This window comes from bacterium (assembly GCA_012517375.1).
In the GTDB taxonomy this organism is placed as follows: domain Bacteria; phylum Hydrothermota; class Tepidihabitantia; order B3-TA06; family B3-TA06; genus JAAYVC01.
The window spans coordinates 1-19,156 of record JAAYVC010000032.1; the positions used below are offsets into that span (position 1 = coordinate 1).

12 protein-coding genes are annotated in these 19,156 nt (G+C 47.4%); 6 read left to right on the forward strand and 6 right to left on the reverse strand.

Translation table 11 applies throughout. The features are described from left to right. Positions 1-33 precede the first annotated feature (33 nt). The 5 genes from GX441_04035 to GX441_04055 all read left to right on the forward strand — a co-directional run bounded on the left by GX441_04035 (position 34) and on the right by GX441_04055 (position 8,233). Entirely contained in the window at positions 34-966 is a 933-nt protein-coding gene (locus GX441_04035) for a carboxypeptidase-like regulatory domain-containing protein (GenBank protein NLI97814.1), read from the forward strand. Positions 967-2,322: 1,356 nt separating this feature from the next. Continuing rightward, the gene (locus tag GX441_04040; GenBank protein ID NLI97815.1) at positions 2,323-3,978 is read left to right on the forward strand and encodes a protein kinase; all 1,656 of its coding nucleotides are present in this window, start codon (positions 2,323-2,325) and stop codon (positions 3,976-3,978) included. Positions 3,979-4,051: 73 nt separating this feature from the next. Next, complete coding sequence (locus tag GX441_04045; protein NLI97816.1) at positions 4,052-4,780, forward strand: hypothetical protein; 729 nt, start codon at positions 4,052-4,054, stop codon at positions 4,778-4,780. A gap of 90 nt (positions 4,781-4,870) precedes the next feature. Continuing rightward, positions 4,871-6,139 carry a T9SS type A sorting domain-containing protein gene (locus GX441_04050; GenBank protein NLI97817.1) on the forward strand — a complete coding sequence of 423 codons (1,269 nt, stop codon included), beginning with the start codon at positions 4,871-4,873 and terminating at the stop codon, positions 6,137-6,139. Positions 6,140-6,721: 582 nt separating this feature from the next. Beyond that, the gene (locus tag GX441_04055; GenBank protein ID NLI97818.1) at positions 6,722-8,233 is read left to right on the forward strand and encodes a T9SS type A sorting domain-containing protein; all 1,512 of its coding nucleotides are present in this window, start codon (positions 6,722-6,724) and stop codon (positions 8,231-8,233) included. 591 nt (positions 8,234-8,824) lie between these two features. On the opposite strand, the gene GX441_04060 is transcribed toward GX441_04055, so the two are convergent. The 3 genes from GX441_04060 to GX441_04070 form a co-directional block, all read right to left on the reverse strand. Then, positions 8,825-10,099, reverse strand: coding sequence for a T9SS type A sorting domain-containing protein (locus GX441_04060; GenBank protein ID NLI97819.1), 1,275 nt, complete (start codon positions 10,097-10,099; stop codon positions 8,825-8,827). A gap of 18 nt (positions 10,100-10,117) precedes the next feature. Continuing rightward, positions 10,118-11,755 carry a hypothetical protein gene (locus tag GX441_04065; GenBank protein NLI97820.1) on the reverse strand — a complete coding sequence of 546 codons (1,638 nt, stop codon included), beginning with the start codon at positions 11,753-11,755 and terminating at the stop codon, positions 10,118-10,120. Positions 11,756-11,828: 73 nt separating this feature from the next. Next, complete coding sequence (locus tag GX441_04070; GenBank protein NLI97821.1) at positions 11,829-12,239, reverse strand: hypothetical protein; 411 nt, start codon at positions 12,237-12,239, stop codon at positions 11,829-11,831. Between the two features lie 355 nt (positions 12,240-12,594). Between GX441_04070 and GX441_04075 the strand changes: the two genes are divergently transcribed. After that, the gene (locus GX441_04075; GenBank protein ID NLI97822.1) at positions 12,595-15,933 is read left to right on the forward strand and encodes a tetratricopeptide repeat protein; all 3,339 of its coding nucleotides are present in this window, start codon (positions 12,595-12,597) and stop codon (positions 15,931-15,933) included. 152 nt (positions 15,934-16,085) lie between these two features. Here GX441_04075 and clpX read toward each other — a convergent pair whose 3' ends face one another. The 3 genes from clpX to tig are packed head-to-tail and all read right to left on the reverse strand — an operon-like array spanning position 16,086 to position 19,135. Further along, positions 16,086-17,342: an ATP-dependent Clp protease ATP-binding subunit ClpX gene (gene clpX, locus GX441_04080; GenBank protein NLI97823.1), complete on the reverse strand. Its 1,257-nt coding sequence runs from the start codon at positions 17,340-17,342 to the stop codon at positions 16,086-16,088. Then, complete coding sequence (locus tag GX441_04085) at positions 17,326-17,931, reverse strand: ATP-dependent Clp protease proteolytic subunit (GenBank protein ID NLI97824.1); 606 nt, start codon at positions 17,929-17,931, stop codon at positions 17,326-17,328. Before GX441_04085 ends, clpX begins: the two co-directional genes overlap by 17 nt. Next, a complete protein-coding gene (gene tig / locus GX441_04090; protein NLI97825.1) occupies positions 17,909-19,135 on the reverse strand; it encodes a trigger factor in 1,227 nt (408 codons plus the stop codon). The genes GX441_04085 and tig overlap by 23 nt, the downstream gene beginning before the upstream one ends. Positions 19,136-19,156 lie beyond the last annotated feature (21 nt).

Consider the following 19,156-nt stretch of genomic DNA (forward strand, 5'->3'; position numbering starts at 1 on the left):
ATGGATAGGCATCCAAATGCTGCAAGAGCAGGAATGTTTCAATCACTGTGGATTATTGGGCTGCTTCTTTTGTCCTGCGAAGCGGAACGAGATAATCCTTATGACCCTAAATCACCCCTTTACAGGGATGAAGGGGCATTGGTCGGTTGGGTAAAAACACGAACCGGTAAGCCCGTACCGGGTGTTGTCGTCGAAATAAGCCCTCATAATAAGTTCAGCGTAACCGATCTTGATGGTCGCTATGAAATGAAGTGCCTTAAATCAGGTGAAAGCAAGGTTTTTGCCTCTTTAAAAGGCTATTCAAGGGACTCAGGGGAGGTGACCATAAAGATATTAAAGACGGATACCTTGAATTTCGTTCTCGACTGCCTTCCGCAATTCGAACATTGCTTGGTCAGAACTTACAATATAATCAACAAGAACAATCAGGCTGAATTCGAGACAGCCGTTGCCGATGGGGACGGTGTTGTTGATATAGATTCTGTTTCATGTTGGGTGGAAGATATTCTGGATACATTCAGGCTTGAATATGACGACGGCGTTTACAAGAAAACAATTCAAGCCAAAACGCTGCCGGGAAATACCCTAGAGTCTCTTGCAGGCAAGGACGTTTTTTTTATTGCCTACGACAAGGCTGGCTCTTCCTCAGTTTCAAGTCCATGCGTGATAACCAGAATCATTGACGAAATCCCAACGCTAGTTGAGCCTGTGAATTTTCAGATTGTGGATAAAAATCCTACACTTGTGTGGAATAAAACCCTTACTTCCTTTCCTTATTCGTGCAGAGTGGAGGTGATGAGTACGCAATTGGGTGTAATATGGTCAAGGGACGGCATTTCTTCGAATGACACGACCGTTACAGTTGATGAAAACCTTGAAGCCGACGACTACTCATGGGTGGTCTGGATAGTAGATGAATACGGGAACCATTCCAGATCGATAACTGCCGGATTCAAGGTAAAATGACCCGCAAGAATCTTGAAGTCCTGAATAAGGTTACAAAGACCATAAATTCAATAATGGATTATCCTGTTCTTTTAGAAAAAGTAATGGACCTTGCGCTTGAAACCGTCAACGCCGAGCGGGGAGCGATAATCCTCGAGGACGCTAACAATCTTGAATTCGCGGTCGCTCGCGATATCTCCAAAGAGAACTTAAAAGCGCTCGCCGATCTTTCGTCCAGCGTAGTCCGGAAGGTTATAACAGAAGGTAAACCGATACTTCTGCATGATGTACAGGACGACCAGCGATTCAAGGAGGCAAAAAGCGTAGTCAAGCACGATATCAGATCGGTTTTGTGCGTTCCCTTGACGTCAAGGGGCAAACTCTCGGGCGTTATCTATGCAGACACCAGAAGCAGAAGAGGCGTTTTTACGAGCGAGGAGCTTGAGTTCCTGGCTGCATTTTCAGATCAGGCAGGTATAGCCATTGAAAATGCAAGACTCCACAGCATGTTAGCCCAGGAAAACGTGCATCTGAAACAGGAACTCATGCACGAGAATCTGTTTTCGAACATCGTAGGCAGAAGCGCCTCGATGCAACGGGTATTCGATATCCTGCGAAAAATCCTGAATTCCAACGTACCGGTGCTTATTTCAGGTGAAACTGGCACAGGAAAGGAACAGGTTGCCCGGGCGCTTCATTACAACGGCCCAAGGAAGGACGCTCGATTTGTTCCTATATACTGTGGCTCATTGCCTTTAGCTCTGTTTGAATCCGAGCTTTTCGGCTACAAAAAAGGGGCGTTTACGGGCGCAAGCCAGGATAAAAAAGGTTTCTTTGATGAGGCAAACGGAGGAACACTCTTTCTTGATGAAATCACTGATATCAGCCCGGACGTTCAGGCAAAGCTCTTGCGGGTCTTGCAGGAGCAGGAGTTCTTTCGCATAGGCGATACTTCTCCGAGAAGGGTTGATGTAAGGGTTATTTCAGCCACGAACAAGAACATCGAAACGGAGATCAAGAATAACCGTTTCCGCGAAGACTTATTTTACAGATTAAACGTAGTTCGCGTTGAACTTCCGCCTTTAAGGGAACGCAAAGGCGATATTTCACTGCTTTCAGGCCATTTCCTGACCAAGTCTGCTAAAGAGTCTGGGAAAAAAACGGAAGGGTTTACTCCCGAGGCTTTAGAACTTATGGAAAACTACTCCTGGCCCGGGAACGTCCGTGAACTGGAAAACATCGTTTCAAGAGCCGTTGCACTAGCCTCAAACCGCTTAATCACACCGGATTTGCTGGGCATTACGCAGCCGCAAAAGAAATCGCCGCCCGACCCAGGCTTTGACAAATCCTACAGAGAGGCGTTAAAGCATTTTGAGAGTGAGTATATTCTGGATGTTCTCGAGAAATGCAAAGGGAACCGGAAGCTTGCAGCCCAGAGGATGGGTATATCGCTCAGAAACCTGCAGTACAAACTCCGGGATATTCAGGATGAGGAAAAAGCTTAAGAACTACCGTATCGTTAGGGAGGTTTCGAGTTCACTGGGTACCACTGTCTATAAGGCCGTTCAGGAACCGCTCGCCAGGTACGTAAGCCTTAAGGTAATGCACGAGAAACTTGGGAAGGACGATGAGATGGTGCAGAGATTCGAGCGTGAGGCCAGGATTTGCGCGAACCTGATTCATCCAAACATCGTAAGGCTTTTCGATTACGGAAGGTGGAGGAATGAGTATTACATCGTCCAGGAGTGGATTGATGGTATGTCTTTAAGAGAACTGCTCCAACGAGGACCTATGCCTCTCAACATCGGCGTCTATCTAATAAGAGAACTTACCGCAGGACTAGCTTATGCACATTCACAAGGCATAGTTCACCGGGACATTAAACCTGCGAATATACTTATAGGCTTTGACGGTTCTGTCAAGATAGCCGATTTCGGCGTGGCACGCTCCTCTTTTCTTCCCGATCTGACTATAGATGGCACGCTTATAGGTACTCCTGCTTACAGCTCCCCCGAGCAGATAAGATGCGATAAGGTTGACGAAAAAGCGGACATATTCTCCCTTGGGGTGGTTGTTTACGAATCGCTTTCAGGCGCAAATCCTTTCGAGGCGGATAATTACTCGCAAATTGTTGAAAAAATCCTTAAGAAAAGACCTGAACCTTTATCGAAGGTAAATCCTTCAGTGCCTGCGAAGGTTTCGAAAGCGGTACAGAAGATGCTTTCAAAAACCGCTCAAAAACGTATCGGGGATCTTCACGAACTCCGGAGAATTCTCGATGGTACTAAAAGCTTCAGGAATATCGAAGCCCAACCAGAAGACATGGCTTTCTATCTTAAAGAACCTGAGGAGTCAGTTAAACCTCCTCTGATTAACAAAAGAAAAACCATGTGGCAATTTTTCGTGTATCCGGTGCTTGGAGCCTGCGTTTTTCTTCTTCTCGTTTTTTTCCTTGCAGGTCTTTTTCCAGCCAGGAAAAACACAAGAAACAATGATCGTTCGGATACTCCGTATTTGTCGGCCGATGCCGGTTCCGATGCGCAAAAGATGATACAAAAAACAACAGTCAATGATAACCGGACACTAGCGCAGTCCACGGCCGCAAGAAACTCTTATTTGAGATTCCAGGTTAAACCATGGGCAAGGGTCTACGTTGACGGTTCATACTTCGAGACCACGCCTACAGGAAGGCTCGTCTCAGTTGTTCCCGGTACACACAGGCTAAGCTTCAGGCACGATTCCCTGCCGACTTACGAGGAGGTCGTAAGCGTCCTGCCAGGAGAAACACTGGCGGTTAATGTAAATCTCGAAGCCGAACTGGGCTGGCTGTACGTGTCCGTCCGGCCTTGGGGTGAGGTCTTCATTGACGGTTCACTGCAGGGCACTTCGCCTTTTCAGAAACCTTTTCGTCTTAGCGCGGGAAGTCACAAATTGATGGTTCTTCATCCCTCATATCCTCAGTACGAAAGCGAGATTCACATCTCAGTACAAGACACTCTCAGGATTAACGTTACATTGCAGGATACAATCTGATTATGGCACGGAAATTGCTTATAAATAATATAATGAAGCAATTGAGCGTTTTAATGAATCGGAACGTGTCGTAATGTACGCCTTTCTGTTTGCATTCTCTCTTGTGGGACTTGCACTTGAGAACGAAACGTTGAAGGAACTTGAAGAGCTCTATTATGAAGGTTCGTACGAGAGGGTCATAGAGATAACCGAAAGTTTAATCGCATCCGATAGCAGTATTGAAAAGGATATGCTTCTTGAATTGCACAAATACAACGGATTTTCCTTCGTTGCACTTGAAAAAAGGGATTCGGCAAAAAAGGAGTTCAAGGCTATCCTGGAACTGGAGCCCCGATTCTTGCTTGACCCGCAGATGGTTTCTCCTAAAATAATTGAGATATTTGAGGAGGTCCGGAGCGAGATGCCGAAGATAGCATCCATCCCTAAGGATTCTCTCGAGGTTGAGTTTCCTGCAGATACCTCAGATAAGAGAACCATACTTGATTACAGGAAAGCGTTGCTTTTCTCGACCGCTTTCCCGGGTGTAGGACAGGCGTATTCGGGACAAAGACTTAAGGGATGGGGATTCATAGCAGGTGAGGGACTATGTATAGCCGGCTTTATTGTTTCACAAGTTTATACGGATAAAACTCATGATGAGTATCTCAAGGCTACCGAACCGGCTGATATTGAAGCTAAGTACCGGGTATACAACAACTGGTATAAAGCAAGAAACGCTCTTGGCGGATTATCCATCGGGATTTGGTTCTCGGCTCCGCTTGAACTGGTTCTTTTTCCGCCAAAGTGGGCAAAAAAACGTTAGCTTAGAGGTTTGTGTATTATGAATGAACTTACAGGCAAAAAGTCAGAGATAAATGGAATATCTCCGGCAATACGCAACAGAATGAGGGGCATGAAACGCTTGGCGGTGATCGTCGGCGTTCTGGCTTCTGTTTCTTTCGCGGCTTCCGCCGCCATATCCGGGACCATTTACGATATCGTGACAGGCAAGGGCCTCTCCGAAAAAGTGGTCTTTGCTGAAAAAATCGATTCCCTTCCTCGTGACTCAATAATCGACCCCATGGATTCCTTGTATTTCAGCACGGTTACAAACGAAAAAGGCGATTACAGTTTTACCGGGCTTCCTCCCGGAATGTATTCCGTTTATGTAAATTCCCCTAATTACTTTTCTTATGGATTTCCTGAGGTGCTAGATATCAATGACGGCATAGACCAAAGTGGTATAGATATTGCCCTTAATTCCCCTGACAGGGACACTTTCAGCGTTTCGGGCGAGGTTCAGCTTCTTGAATCCTTCGGATATCCCTGGTTCGGAGAAGTTATGGTTTTCTCAAATAATGGTCAGATTATAGGAGGAATACCAATTTTTTCTCTGGATTCAATACCCTCGAAACCTGCAGATACGGTTCCATCCATCCAATCGTATTCCGTGGAGTCTCTTCCTCCTGTGGCATGTAAGTTCGAAAGCTTCGTTTACGGTTATCTTCCGCAGTATTTTGATCACGTATATGAAGCCGATACAGCGGCATTAATGGTAAGGCCTGGAACCGGAGAGATAGATTTCCTGCTCGAAATGGGTACGCCTGACTCCTTCTTTTCCGGAGAGATATCAGGGAATATCCGGGGCACTCGCGGCCCGCTGCCCTACGCATCTGTTTACGCAAAAAAAGGAACCAAGCTGGCTTATGGAACCATAAGCGATTATTACGGTTTTTACTATATTTTCGGCCTTGAACCGGGTACGTACACAATTTACGCCACACGGCCCGGATACTACACCGGACAATACAAAAACAACATCACGGTTGCAGATTCGCCTGTTTCTGACATTAATATAACGCTTACGCCTAAAGATGCAGTCGAAGAACCGGAAGCATCCCTGCATGATGATTTTGGACTCGAGGTCTTCCCTAACCCTTTCGCTTTAAACGCAACAATCCGCTATTTGTTAACCCGCCATAGCCGGGTTTCGCTCAAGGTTTACGACGTCACGGGCATGCTGGTAGGAAACCTCTTTGAAGGTAGCCAGCCGCCCGGTAAATATGATTTCAGCTGGAACGGAACAGATTCAAGAGGCCAACCGCTTCCGCCGGGAGTTTACTTCATAAGACTTGAGCATAATGGTTATTCCTGTTCAAAAAGCCTTGTGGTAATAAGATAATACCCTTTTCTATCAATAGAGCAGAGTGCAATTTTTTGCACGTGCAGGCAAGAAATTGCATATAAATGGGGTATACTGAAATCACAAAAATTTAGTCCCCGAATTTTTTTTGTCTCAATAACATTCATGTTCCATGACTTGAAAATGTAACATTAAACATTGCATAACTTGCATTCTTAACTTCATCTTGACATTTTTCTTCGTAGTACGATTCACTTGCATTTCGCATTTTCTCCGTGAGTGGAACGATTCTTGCTTATAACGTACTAATCTTAATCTTCTCCTACGCTTGATCCTTACAATAAGCCTGGGATCTCTACTAACAGAGGTCCCAGCATTTTGTTGCCTTCAAAAGATATTTTTTCCCATTCGTCTTGTATATAGGTAAATTTATCCCGCAAGTGCAAGCAATTGCGTCAATCTTGTGAGTGAATAATATAAAGCGAAACCGCAGTTACGGTTTAAGCCTCATAAATGTTTAACTTGTCTTGATCCTGCAGTTCTGGCACGGTTATTGCTCTAAATGCGACTGTAAAGACTTCCGTGGGAGAAGAAAAAAACATTCTCGTAAAGGAGAAAAAGATGAAAAAAACACTAATACTCTCAACGCTTCTGCTTTCGGCGAGTCTGTTTGCACAGACCGGTTCCATCTCGGGTACGATAACCGACATGGTCACCGAGCAGCCGATTGAGGGAATAAAAGTCATACTGTCGGATGCTTATTATGAATACCCCTGGGACGATTCCATACCATGGGACGACACGATACCCAGAGATACAATCTGGAACGATACTGTACCTATGCCAGGTACGCCAACGGATCCAACAGAACCGCTTTGCTGGGAAACCCTGACCGGCTCGGACGGTTCCTATAAATTCGATGAATTACCTGAAAGTTTTTATTCCGTTTACGTAGATGTTTTTCCCGAAGGATATGACCCTTTCGATCCTGACGATTCTCTTGATCCGAGGGATAGTTTGATAGACACCATTCCTTTCAAATACTATCCTGCGGTGTACCCCGAGTTGATAGAGCTTAGCGACGGAGAGGAAGCAAGCGGCATCGACCTCGCGCTTATTCCCTGGGGTTCGGATACGTGTTCTATTGCCGGAAAGGTTACCCTTGTCGATTATGTCGAGGATTCAAATAAGTTCTGGTGGGGCTGGGTTACCGTTTTTTCCAAAAACGGACAAATAATCGGCGGAGGATTCGTTGATCCCTTAACGTGGGGAGGAGATAGTCTGGATGACAGCATACCCGACGGAATTCCGGGGTATACCTACTACTTTGTCAACTGGCTTCCCCCCGTCCAATGCTATGCAGTAGCCGAAGCGTGGGCGTATACATGCAATTTTGATTCACTTAACCCCGGAAGAGACGAACCCGATTACGAATACTACTACCCTCAGTACTACGATCACGTCTACAGTGTAGAGGAAGCAACCCTTATTACGCCACTGAATCCTATACTTGACGGAATAGATTTCGACCTGGAGAAGGAACAGGGTGAACAGCAGCTTCTTGCAGCTGCATCAGGCAGCATCTCGGGACAGATACTCGGCGGTAAAGGCGAGATAGCCTATACAACCGTCTATGCAAAGAAGGATGGAAAAATCATAACCGGCAAGCTCAATAAAGATGGAACTTACACCCTCAATGTCGGACCCGGAACCTACGATGTATACGCATCCCGTCCCGGATACAAGACAGGCAAGTACGCAGGAAAGGTAACGGTTGCAGACAAGCCTGTTACTGGAATCAACATTTCGATGGTTTACGTTGCGGGAATTAATGAACCTACACCCGGTAACATCTCTCCCAAGCTTCTCATTCAGGCAAATACCGTATCTCGAGGCGCGCCTTCGGCTATAAGCTTCAGCTTGCCCGAATCAGGCAAGGTGTCGGTCAAGATATACGACGCCAACGGCGCTCTGGTTCGCACGCTTGAGCAACGCTCAGGCCAGGCAGGCGTTCACAGCCTTAACTGGGACTGGCGCGACGCTTCTGGAAGCCCGCTTGCAAGCGGCGTTTACTTCTGCCGAGTAGAGCAGAACGGCAAGTGCGCGAGCAAATCACTTGTACTAATCAAATAAAAGCTTTACTTACGAAAGCGGGAAGTCTCTCGCATCGTTGAGACCTCCCGCAAGTTGCTCCTCCTGGTAAGACTGCAACTAATCAGGACTCTGCAAAGGGTCCTGATTTTTTTTGACCCACAAGAATGCATCGCATTCTTGTGGGGGCCCCGAACCTAGTCAGATTTGACTTTTTGAAGTCAGGTATCATCTTATTTCGCCAAGCCAGAATTAAAGGTATGAATCAAGAATCGCGGTCTGGCTTTAATAAATGTAGTCCCAAATCATGGTCAAAAGGGTGACAAAAATGGGACAGAAGATGGACAAAAGCCCCCCCAAAAGAGTGACAAAAGATGGACAGAAATAGGACAAAAGTTGGACAGAAAGGGACGCCTCTTGAGGTCAGAATTGGATATTAGTGATCAGATTTAGAAAAAAACGTCATGAACCATCAACGTCATTGCGAGACGGCTCCCAGCCGACGAAGCAATCGCCCAAAACCAGGCGATCCTGTCGGTCGCTACCTTTGATTTAAATTAATCTGCTTATTAAGCCCATGCGGCACCTGGCCGCTCACTCAGAGATGACGTTGGTGTGAAAGGGGTACCCCCGTTATCTAAGAACTACGACCTTACGGATGATACTGGCCTTCCCTGCCGCGAGCTTAATAAAATACACCCCGGACGAGAAACTCGACTTCATCGCCACTTGACCTTCGCCTTGAACCCGGTAGCTCTCGATACGACGGCCCGCGGGGTCGAAAAGGCTGATGGTTCCCTGTCCGCTATTAGGGATTGAGTAAGAAACAATAAGTGAGGAAGGCGGACGTAACAATTCCTCGATCTCAAGACTAATGGCTTGTGGCAATGAGGGTTCTTCTATGCCGATTATGGCTATCCAATGCGATAGGGCGTCGTCCTCATCCGATTCGTCGGGCGTCATGACCGTACGTACAGTAAGGGTGCAGTGCTCGGGAGAGGACCATGTTGCGAACTCAAGGGTATCTTCAGTATCGGCCGGAAGCGACCACGGCAATGTGTCTGCATATAACGTATCGCCGTACTTCCACGCCTCGGCTATGACAAGGAAGGTGTCAGCAGCCTTACGGCCAAAGTTCTTAATGCGGGCTTTTGGGGTTAGCGGTACGCCCGGGGCTAGACCTTGCGGGCTGAGTATTTCCTTGACACCAACATCATAGTCCGCGTAGCCGGTAAGCCGGATGTCGTCAAGATATACCTTTTGGCACCACCAAGTGTTTTCGAATTGCATGGCAAAGTTGCGGAGTACGAATTTGTTAACTTCCCGCGTACCCGAAATTCCTTTAATGCCGTTGAAGTCATCATAAACGTCTCTTGAAAAGGTTTTCCACTTGTTCAGCTCAACCTTTTCTTTAATAACCTTGAGATATGTCAAATCATCTGGGTATTCGAAGGGATAAGCATAATATAGCTGGTACCGCATATCCAGTGTTGGGCCGATTTCCGGAATCGAAAGCAGGTTTACAGAGAAGGTTGAATGTTTTAACGAATCAACGTCGCACGAGTCGAAATAAAATACCGTTAGCGAATCCAAATCCGCCAAAAGCTTAGTAACTACAAACTCCTGATAGATAATCGCCGAATCCCTTACATCATTAAAAACACCATCAGGGGCATTTCGAGTGTCAAACCATGCAGAATACCTGCCTTCGTGAACAAGTAATGTGTCCTCTAACATGAACTTCGCGCAGCTTATTAATCCATCGGTTGCGCCTGTCTCAGCGGTCCACGCGCTTACGTTGCTCTCGAAGTCGTGAGACTTGATAAGGTTGACGCGCTCAAGAGCGAAGAGGTCTAAGTAAATCAAAATACAAAGCAAGGCAATAATTTTCTCAGTATGTCTTTTCACTTTTTTCCTCCAAGTGACCTATCTTGGTTTGGGTACAAAATCCGGGTAATCGGCTGGTGAATCTGCGCTCGCGGTTATTGTCCCGTCCTTTGATACCACCAAAAAGCAGGCCGGACTTTTCAGGATTGGTTCAATTCTTTTGTAATCTATATTAGTAAGTATCGGGTAGTCCCAATCAATCTGTGCAAGTTTTGCTACAATGCCCAGTTCTTCTGGAAAAGGGTGACTAAATACAAGCGTCAAATCAAACCCAGGTTTATCATTGACATAATCACGGGCTGCATTGAAAACATTGTAAAGCGCACATTCTTGTGGGGAACTGAATACTATAATATGATCCTTGTCACGTGTAAGCATGTCTTTAAGCGAATACTCAATACTATCGGATGAAATCAAACGGACGGAATCAATTGTGTTGCAGTATCCCTTTGGTTTCAATTTCTCCCTGTCGCACGGCTTGCAGGTGTCAGAGTTAGAAGTATCAGGTACAACCTTGTGAATGCCTTTAAGCTGTTCGGCTGTGAGCATCTTTGTGCTCCATCCAAGTTCTCTTTCTTCCCGAAAATTGGGCGTCACAATCTCATATTTCCCAACGACAATTGATGTATCATCCTTACTTTCAAGTAAGTATATTCCTGATGTGTCGGCAAACAGGAACTCTTTATCGGCTGAAGCATAGCCAAGGTACTTGATCTCCTTATCCGAATACGAGTAAAGATCAAGATTGAATATTGGGTAGAGCACTCTAGGGACTACTAAACGATTATTGGATAACTCATAAACTGGATATGAATGCGTCCAGGTCTTGAACCACTCCTCGGCTTCACCGCTGATGCATCCACTGGAATCGTATTTAAACCATACTTTGTCAAAATCAACAGCATCAAGAAATGACCTAAAATGATCAGGAATAGTCCTTTCGACTAACAATATTCCATCTTTAGTTAAAAGATGGATATCAGGACTAATGCTTAAATTGAATACCACTTCTCCAGTTGATATTATATTAACAAGCGGATCAATAAATGTTCCTGCAAAAGGCCCTTTTTTTTCGGCCTTAGAATACAGCTTTTCGCACAACTGGTAAGATTTCAATTGTACGTCGGTTTCATTGAGTTCAACAATGGAAACAACTGGATAGTTTGTCTGGATGTTTCTTGAAGCAATCGCTAATGTGTTATGATCGTATACGACATCGGAAATACCGCTTGATGACAAAGAAAGAGGCATAAGAAGACTAGAGGCATAATTACCGTTACGATCAAAGATATTTAAACGTTTCGAAATATCATAACAACCAAACCTTGATTTCGCATCTCTATATAAAGTGTATGGGACAGTGATTGAACCAGGCCTTGATATTCTTTCCGCACTGCCGGTTGGAATTGGAAGTGTTCTTTTGAGTTCTCCATCTGAAGAAAAAAAATACCCCATCCATAATTTTTGGGCTCCACCGACTTCAATCCAAAAGATTTCGCCAGATGGTATTCGAGCAAAGAGTGGGCGTATCTGCAACCCCTTCAATACGGGAGGACCTACAGTTTTAGGGCGATATAGATTGAATTCACATCTTTTAACCAGATTTAAATGGCTAAAGTCAGATGATGCGATACTTAAAAGAAATTGAATCTGAAGTATTGCTATAAGTATTTTCATCTTTTTTTAATCTCCTGGATTACAAAAGATTGTGGGAGGATACCTCCCACAATCTTTAATTGTTGGTTTTAATCTAAATACCAGGACAGCCTGACGCAGCCCAAACATCAAGAGCGCTTTTCAAGTAACTCAGTATGTATCCACCCGAACTTTGCACCGAATATATTTTATTCATAGGATCAATGATTCCGGCTTTGAAGTAGATGCTTAAATCATCTTCACCTATATAGGCAGGATTATTTCGTAAGAAACTATACAGCAATTCAGGTGTGCAAGGCCCAGGTGTCCACGGATAAGGTCCTGGAACAAGAGAACAATAACAAGAGCCGGCACCTCGGGGGCAATCTTCACAACCCGAAGTGAGTTTGTTTTGATTGCCTGGCCCCTGGGCACCATCATATATGGCATACGTAACCATAGGAAATAGCATCAAACCTAGCACCATCGCTATGCCTATTATCGTCGCTATCGTTCCTTTTTTCATGATTTTTTTCTCCTTTTCATTACCCCCCCCCCCCCGTTTATATTACAGGGGGGAGTTTGGTTTTCCCTCCTCGTTCGGAAAACCTCTTTTCCTGTTGCTTCGCTAAACTCACCTTAAAATTACGCATTTTTTGAAAAATGTCAATACTTGCATTAATAGTATCATTTTTTACAGAAGTATTTTGTTGGAGTTGAGCAAGGTTCATTTAAGAGGTTGACAGCTTTCCTCTTTTGGGTTACTTCAGCGCCGAGACCTTGACAAACCCTTTTAATTTATTAGTATGTGTTTATAGGTAAGATGGGATATGGCGTAATAAATAAGTTAGCGAGTTGTTTCATTTGCTGGAGGACTTAAATTGAATGCCCTTGAAAAAAAGGCGGAGAGGCGTCTGGTTACCGTATTATTTGCGGACCTCTCGAACTTCACAAGCCTTTGCCACGAGATTGACCCAGAGGAAAGCGTCAAGATAGCGAACATCGCCTTCGAGCGCATCAATAAGGTAGTCTCGGCAAACGGCGGCATGATTCACAAGTACGAGGGCGACGCCGTTATGTGTCTCTACGGATTCCCTGTTTCCCACGAGGACGCGCCCGAACGGGCGGTAAAGACCGGTCTCGAGCTTTTAGGAATAATGCCCGATATAAATGAATCCGTTCACAGCCAGACCGGCATCAAGTCAGGACTCGACCTTCACGTGGGCATACATTCGGGTCCTGTTGTCGTGAGCGAGGTGGGTTCCAACGAAAAGAAGGAATACACCGTGATGGGCAACACGGTGAACCTTGCATCCCGTCTCAAGGACGCGGCGCATGCAGGAACCGTGCTCGTCTCGACATCCGTCTACCGCACAACGCGATACCTAATCGAATATCAGGACGAGGGCATGCAGACTCTCAAGGGCATTGATACTCAGGTGAAGCTCTACCGACCGGTAAAGCTCAGGGAAAAGCCGGAACCAAAGCGGGGGATAAGGGGTCTTCACTCGCCGCTCGTAGGCAGGGATTCAGAGTTCGAGGCTATAAAGGAAAAGATTCGCGGCCTCGAACAAGGCTCGAGCGGCGTATCGTTCATCACGGGCGATGCGGGAATAGGCAAATCCCGGATATGGCAGGAGATAAAGGATTTCATTGAATACGAGGACGTGGGCGTTCGGATACTCGAGGGGCAGTGCATTTACCACGGCGAACACCTTGCCTACTGGCCCGTTCTGCAGATACTGGACCAGATTTTTGCAATAACGGACAAGGACAACCCTGACGCCATCAAGGCTAAGATAACGGAAAAGGTGTCCGGACTGCTTCCCCAGAACTGGAAGGACATTGCGCCCTACGTCGGCCAGCTTTTCTCGCTCAAGTTCTCGGACGAACTCGACGAGAAGATCCGCTATCTTTCGCCCCGCGACCTTCAGCTGAAGATTCTCGGCAGCATAACGACCCTTCTTGAGGCAATGGCGGAACAAATCCCCGTACTCCTTGCCATAGAAGACTATCATTGGATTGACCCGGCGTCGCTTGCTTTCATAAGATTCGCTTTCGGCTCCCGGGACACGCGAAACGTGATGCTTCTGTGCCTGTCGCGCGACGGGATGGACGAGGAGTTCCAGAAGGTCAAGGAGGAGCTCAGAACAAAGTCCCAGGAATCGTTTACGGAGATAAAGCTCAACCCCCTGGACCGCTACTCCTCGCTTGAGCTGACGTACAATCTTTTAGAGATACCCGGATTCTCGAAGGACTTCAAGAACAAGGTGCTCGCAAAGGCGGAGGGCAACCCGTTCTTCCTGGAGGAGATAATCAACTCGCTCATTGATTCGGGCGTTATCGTCTTCGAGGACGGCATGTGGCTGCAGCAAAAGAAGCTCGAAGAGATAAAGATTCCGGATACCATCCAACTCGTAATAGCCTCAAGGCTTGACAGGCTCGAGGAGAATCTCAGGAGCGTTCTGCAGATGGCTTCAGTCATCGGCCGCACGTTCTACAAGAGCATTCTAGCAGAGATTCACGAGGACAAGAAGCGCCTCATCGGCTACCTCGAGACGCTCGAGGAGTACAAGTTCATACTGCATCTCTTGTCGTCCGGTCAATCCGCAGAAGACGTCGAATACATGTTCAAGCATCCCTTGATTCAGCAGGTTACTTACACGAGCCTTCTCAAGGCGAAGCGCAGGAAGCTTCACAAGCTTGTTGCCGAGTCCATGGAGCTTTTGTACAAGGACAGGATAGAGGATTTCGTGGAGCTTATTGCCCAGCAGTACGCCTCAAGCGACGACTTCGATAAGGCCGTCGAATGGCTGCTGCGCGCGGGCAAGAAGGCGAAATCGAACTACGCGAACGAAAACGCGCTTGAGTATTACCGCAGCATAGTTTCCATAATTACCGAGAATGCAATCAGCAACCCTCAAGCGCTAATTGCCTCTTACGAATCTATGGCTGATATCTGCAAGAACACGGGCCGCAACGCCGAATCTATAGAGAATTACACCAAGATATTCGATATAACGGAGGACGGACTCATCAGGGCGAGAATCACGAGGAAGATAGCGGATACCTACCAGAAGCAAAGCATGTACGCCGAGGCGCTAGAGCATCTCGAAAAGAGCGGCGAAATACTGGACGAGGTGAAGCGAAACATCCACTCGCTGGAGCGCAAGGACGATTACTTCCTTGAACGCTACACACTTTACCATCACATCGCATGGGTGAACTATCTGAAGGGCGATTTCGCCGAGGCGAAAGCTTACTCCGACAAATCGTTCGGGGAGATAGAAAAAGTGGAAGACAGGAAGGAGAAGAGCATTGCCATGGCGAGCGCCCTAAACGTTCAGGCTGCGGTCATGTGCAGGACAGGAGAAACCGAGCAATCGTACGAATGCTATATGAAGGCGGAGAAGATTTTCGAGGAGGAGGGGGACCTTTCCGGTCTCGGCACTATCTACAACAACTGCGTCAACTACTTCGCAGAGAAGGGCGACTACATAAGCTGCATAAGGTATCTCGAAAAATCCATCGAGATAGCAACCAAGACCGGCAACGCGCTCGGAGAGGCAATATCGAGCTTCAACCTCGGGCACGAATACCTCAATCTAGGCAACTACGTGATGGCAAGGGATTATCTCGAGCGTTACCAGAAGCTCAACAAGCTCATTAATAACCGTCTTGGCGAGGGCTGGGCCGCGGAAACATATGCAAGGTTCTATGAAGAGCAGGGCATGAAGGATAAGGCAATGGAATCGGCAAATCTGGCCATAGAGATATTCCGCGAGGTGAAGAGCGAGATAAAGGAGATGGGCGCGAAGCTTACTAAGGCAGATCTCTTGACAGAGTCGGGAGCCTACGAGGAAGCGCAGGTGCTGCTCTGCCAGGTCGAGGAGTATGCGAGGAAGAACTCGGTAACGGACTATATTGTCGCAGTCCACATCTCCCGCGGCGCCATCCTCGAACGCAAGGACCCAGAGGCGGCGCTTGCGGAGTATCATAAAGCACTTGATCTCGTAAAGAGGATAGGCTGGGTTTCAGGTCTGTCTGAGATATACTTCAATATCGGCAGGATGATGGAATCCATGAACAAGGAGGGGTACTCCGAGTATTACGAGAATGCGAAAAAAACACTCAGGGAAACGGCCGAGAAGATTACGGACGAGGATTTAAGGCATTCGTTTCTGAACAAGCCTTTTAATAAGAGGATAATGTCCGCATAGATAAAAAGATCTCCTGGAATTAATCAGCCGAACAGGTCTTGTTTGTTGGAGTCGCGAGTAAAAAAATATCGATATTACTGATCAGGCTCTATTAAAAAACTGCTGGTTTTAAAAGAATGCTCAAGCGAGAGGGGTAAAAAAAACCCGATAAATTAGTCGGCTTTGCGTCTCTGGGGCGCTTTCTTGAAGCGGGGGTGCTTGCCTTCGAGAATTGTATCCTCGTCGATAATGCATTCTACACAGCCTTCAGACTTGCGCTCGGGCAGCTCGAACATGATGTCGAGCATGGTCTGCTCCATTATCGAACGCAGTCCGCGTGCTCCTGAGCCGCGTTCGTATGCTCGCCGGGCTACAGCTCCGAGCGCGGATTGTGTGAACGAAAGCTTTATGCCTTCCATCTGGAAGTAATGCTCGTACTGAGTGAGAACAGCGTTGCGTGGCTCGGTAAGGATGCGGACGAGCGACGGTTCATCCAGAGAAGTCAGGGATACAATGACCGGTATGCGGCCCACGAGTTCTGGAATCAGACCGTAGTGAACGAGGTCCTCCGGCTCAACGCGCGCGAGAATCTCGTCGTCGGAATAGTGCTCGACCCTGTCGCGTTCGATTCCAAAGCCTATGGCAACCTTGCGTAGTCTTGACCGTATTATGGGAGCAAGGCCGTCAAACATGCCGCCGAAGATGAAGAGAATCCCCCTGGTATCCATGGGAATGTACTGCTGTTCAGGATGCTTGCGACCGCCCTTCGGGGGAACGTTCGCCGTGGTTCCCTCAATAATTTTTAATAGCGCCTGCTGGACGCCCTCTCCTGAGACGTCCCGCGTTATAGAGGGCGAGTCAGATTTACGGCCTATTTTATCTATCTCATCAAGATAGATGATTCCCTGCTGCGCCCGGTCAAGGTCGTAGTTCGCGGCTTGAAGGAGCCGCAGAAGGATGTTTTCAACATCCTCTCCAACGTAGCCAGCCTCGGTCAACGGAGTGGCATCCGAGATTGAGAAAGGCACGTTCAGGTAGCGCGCCATCGTCTGCGCGAGAAGGGTTTTGCCTACGCCGGTCGGACCAATCAAAAGGATGTTGGATTTATCAATCTCCACTCCCTTCGAGCGCGTTATCAGTCTCTTGTAGTGGTTGTAGACCGCTACCGACAGAACCTTCTTCGCGCGCTCCTGGCCTATAACGTATGCGTCGAGATGGTTCTTGAACTCCGAAGGGGTGGGCAGAGTACCGAGCGAGAGGGTCTGTTCGGCCTTCTCCTCGTTGGTGATGACTTCCCCGAACAGCCTTACGCACGAATCGCATATGTATGCGTGTCTTCCGGAGATGAGCCGCTTGACGAGCTGTCTGGGTCTTCCGCAGAAAGAGCATTCGATCTGCTTTGCAGACTGCGATTTATTTTTTTCCGGCATCAGGAATGCTCGAAGGAACGAGTATATCGTCGATGAGGCCGTAGGTCTTTGCTTCCTCCGGGCTCATGAAGTTGTCGCGGTCGGAATCAACCGCTATCTTTTCAATGGGCTGACCGGTCGCATCTGCAAGTATCTCGTTCAGGCGCTGCCTCCACTTAAGGAGTTCGCGGGCGTGAATTTCGACATCCGAGGCCACGCCTGAAAGTCCTGATATCGAAGGCTGGTGAAGCATTATGCGCGAGTTTGGAAGTGCGAAGCGCTTGCCCTTTGTTCCTGCGGCGAGAAGAACAGACGCAATGGACGCTGCCATTCCCACGCATATGGTCATGACCTTTGATTTTATGTACCGCATGGTGTCGTAAATCGCAAGGCCGGACGTTATTATTCCGCCCGGCGAGTTAATGTAAAGATAGATATCCTTGTCAGAGCTTTCAGCGTCAAGGAACAATAGCTGCGCCACGATAAGATTGGCTACGTTGTCGTCCACAGGCGAACCCAGGAACACGATTCTGTCCTTCAACAATCTGGAGTAGATGTCATATGCCCTTTCTCCTCTTCCTGTCTGTTCAATTACTATCGGGATATACAATCCTGCCTCCTTGAGCTGCTCGCTCCAAGAGAAAATCTATTGTTTTCCTGCGCCTTGCTTCATCCCGGGCTCTTTGTTTCTTCCATAGCTGTTTTGCCTGCGTAAGCGGAATGTTGAAGCCTTTCGCGCGGTCTTCGTACCATTTTTCAAGCTCTTTATCCGAGACTTCTACGTTTTCCTTATCGGCAATCGCCTCCATTATAAGGTCAAGCCTGACATGCTCCTGGGCTTTTGGCTCAAGCTCCTTAAGCACCTCAGGCGTCTCGTCGAGCCTGAGACGTTTTGCAAGGTAACGCGTCTGTTCGTTGACAAGCGTGGGAGGCGGCTCGAAAGGATTGCTTTCGATGAGCTGCTTGAATATCTGATCCTCCCTCTTCTCCTTTACTATAGTCTCCGCTTCAACCCCGGCATCTTCGTCGAGCTTGGCCCGGAAAGCCTGCATGTTCTCGAATCCCATATCCTTGGCGAAATTATCGTCCGCATCGGGGAGCTTGCGTTCCTTCACTTCATGAATCGTGAAATGAAAACGCGCTTTTGATTTTTTGTTTTCTCCTTCATTAAGCTCTATTTCTACCTCGACCGTTTCCTGGGATTTCTTGCCTTCGAGTGCGGAATTGATCTCGGGGAAGTTTTCCTTGTCTCCGAGAAGAATAAGGACATTGGTGTGTTTTTCGTCCTTCATTCCAGCTTTCGAGACCGTATAGTCGCATCTTAAGAAATCGCCGTTCACTGCCTGTCTCTCCACCGGCTCAAGCCTTGCCGCACGCTGCCTAAGCGATTCAAGACGGCGCTCGATAAGCTCCTCCCGCGCAGGCGGAGTAACCGGCTCGAGCTTCAGTTGATTGTAGCCTTTTACATCGAATGAGGGAAGAACCTCGGCTTCAACCTCGAATCGAAGCTCGTCATCCTGGATATAGTTCCAGTGCGTTAGCCGCGCCTGGGTAAGGGGCTTTATGTCCTTTTCCTTGAGAGCCTGGCTGTAAGCCTCTGAAGCGAAATCCTCGACAAGCTCGGTGCGTATCTCTTCGTCGTATCTTGCCTCCACCATTGCAAGGGGCGCCTTGCCCGGCCTGAAGCCTTGAATCTTGACCTTCCTTGCGAATCTTTTAACAAGCTTTTCTCTTTCCTTCCGGACTTCTTCCGACGGCACCTTGCCCTCTATCGCAAGAAGCCAGTCATTCTTATGGACTACGTTGGTTTCCAAGTTTATCAGTTTCCTTTCATA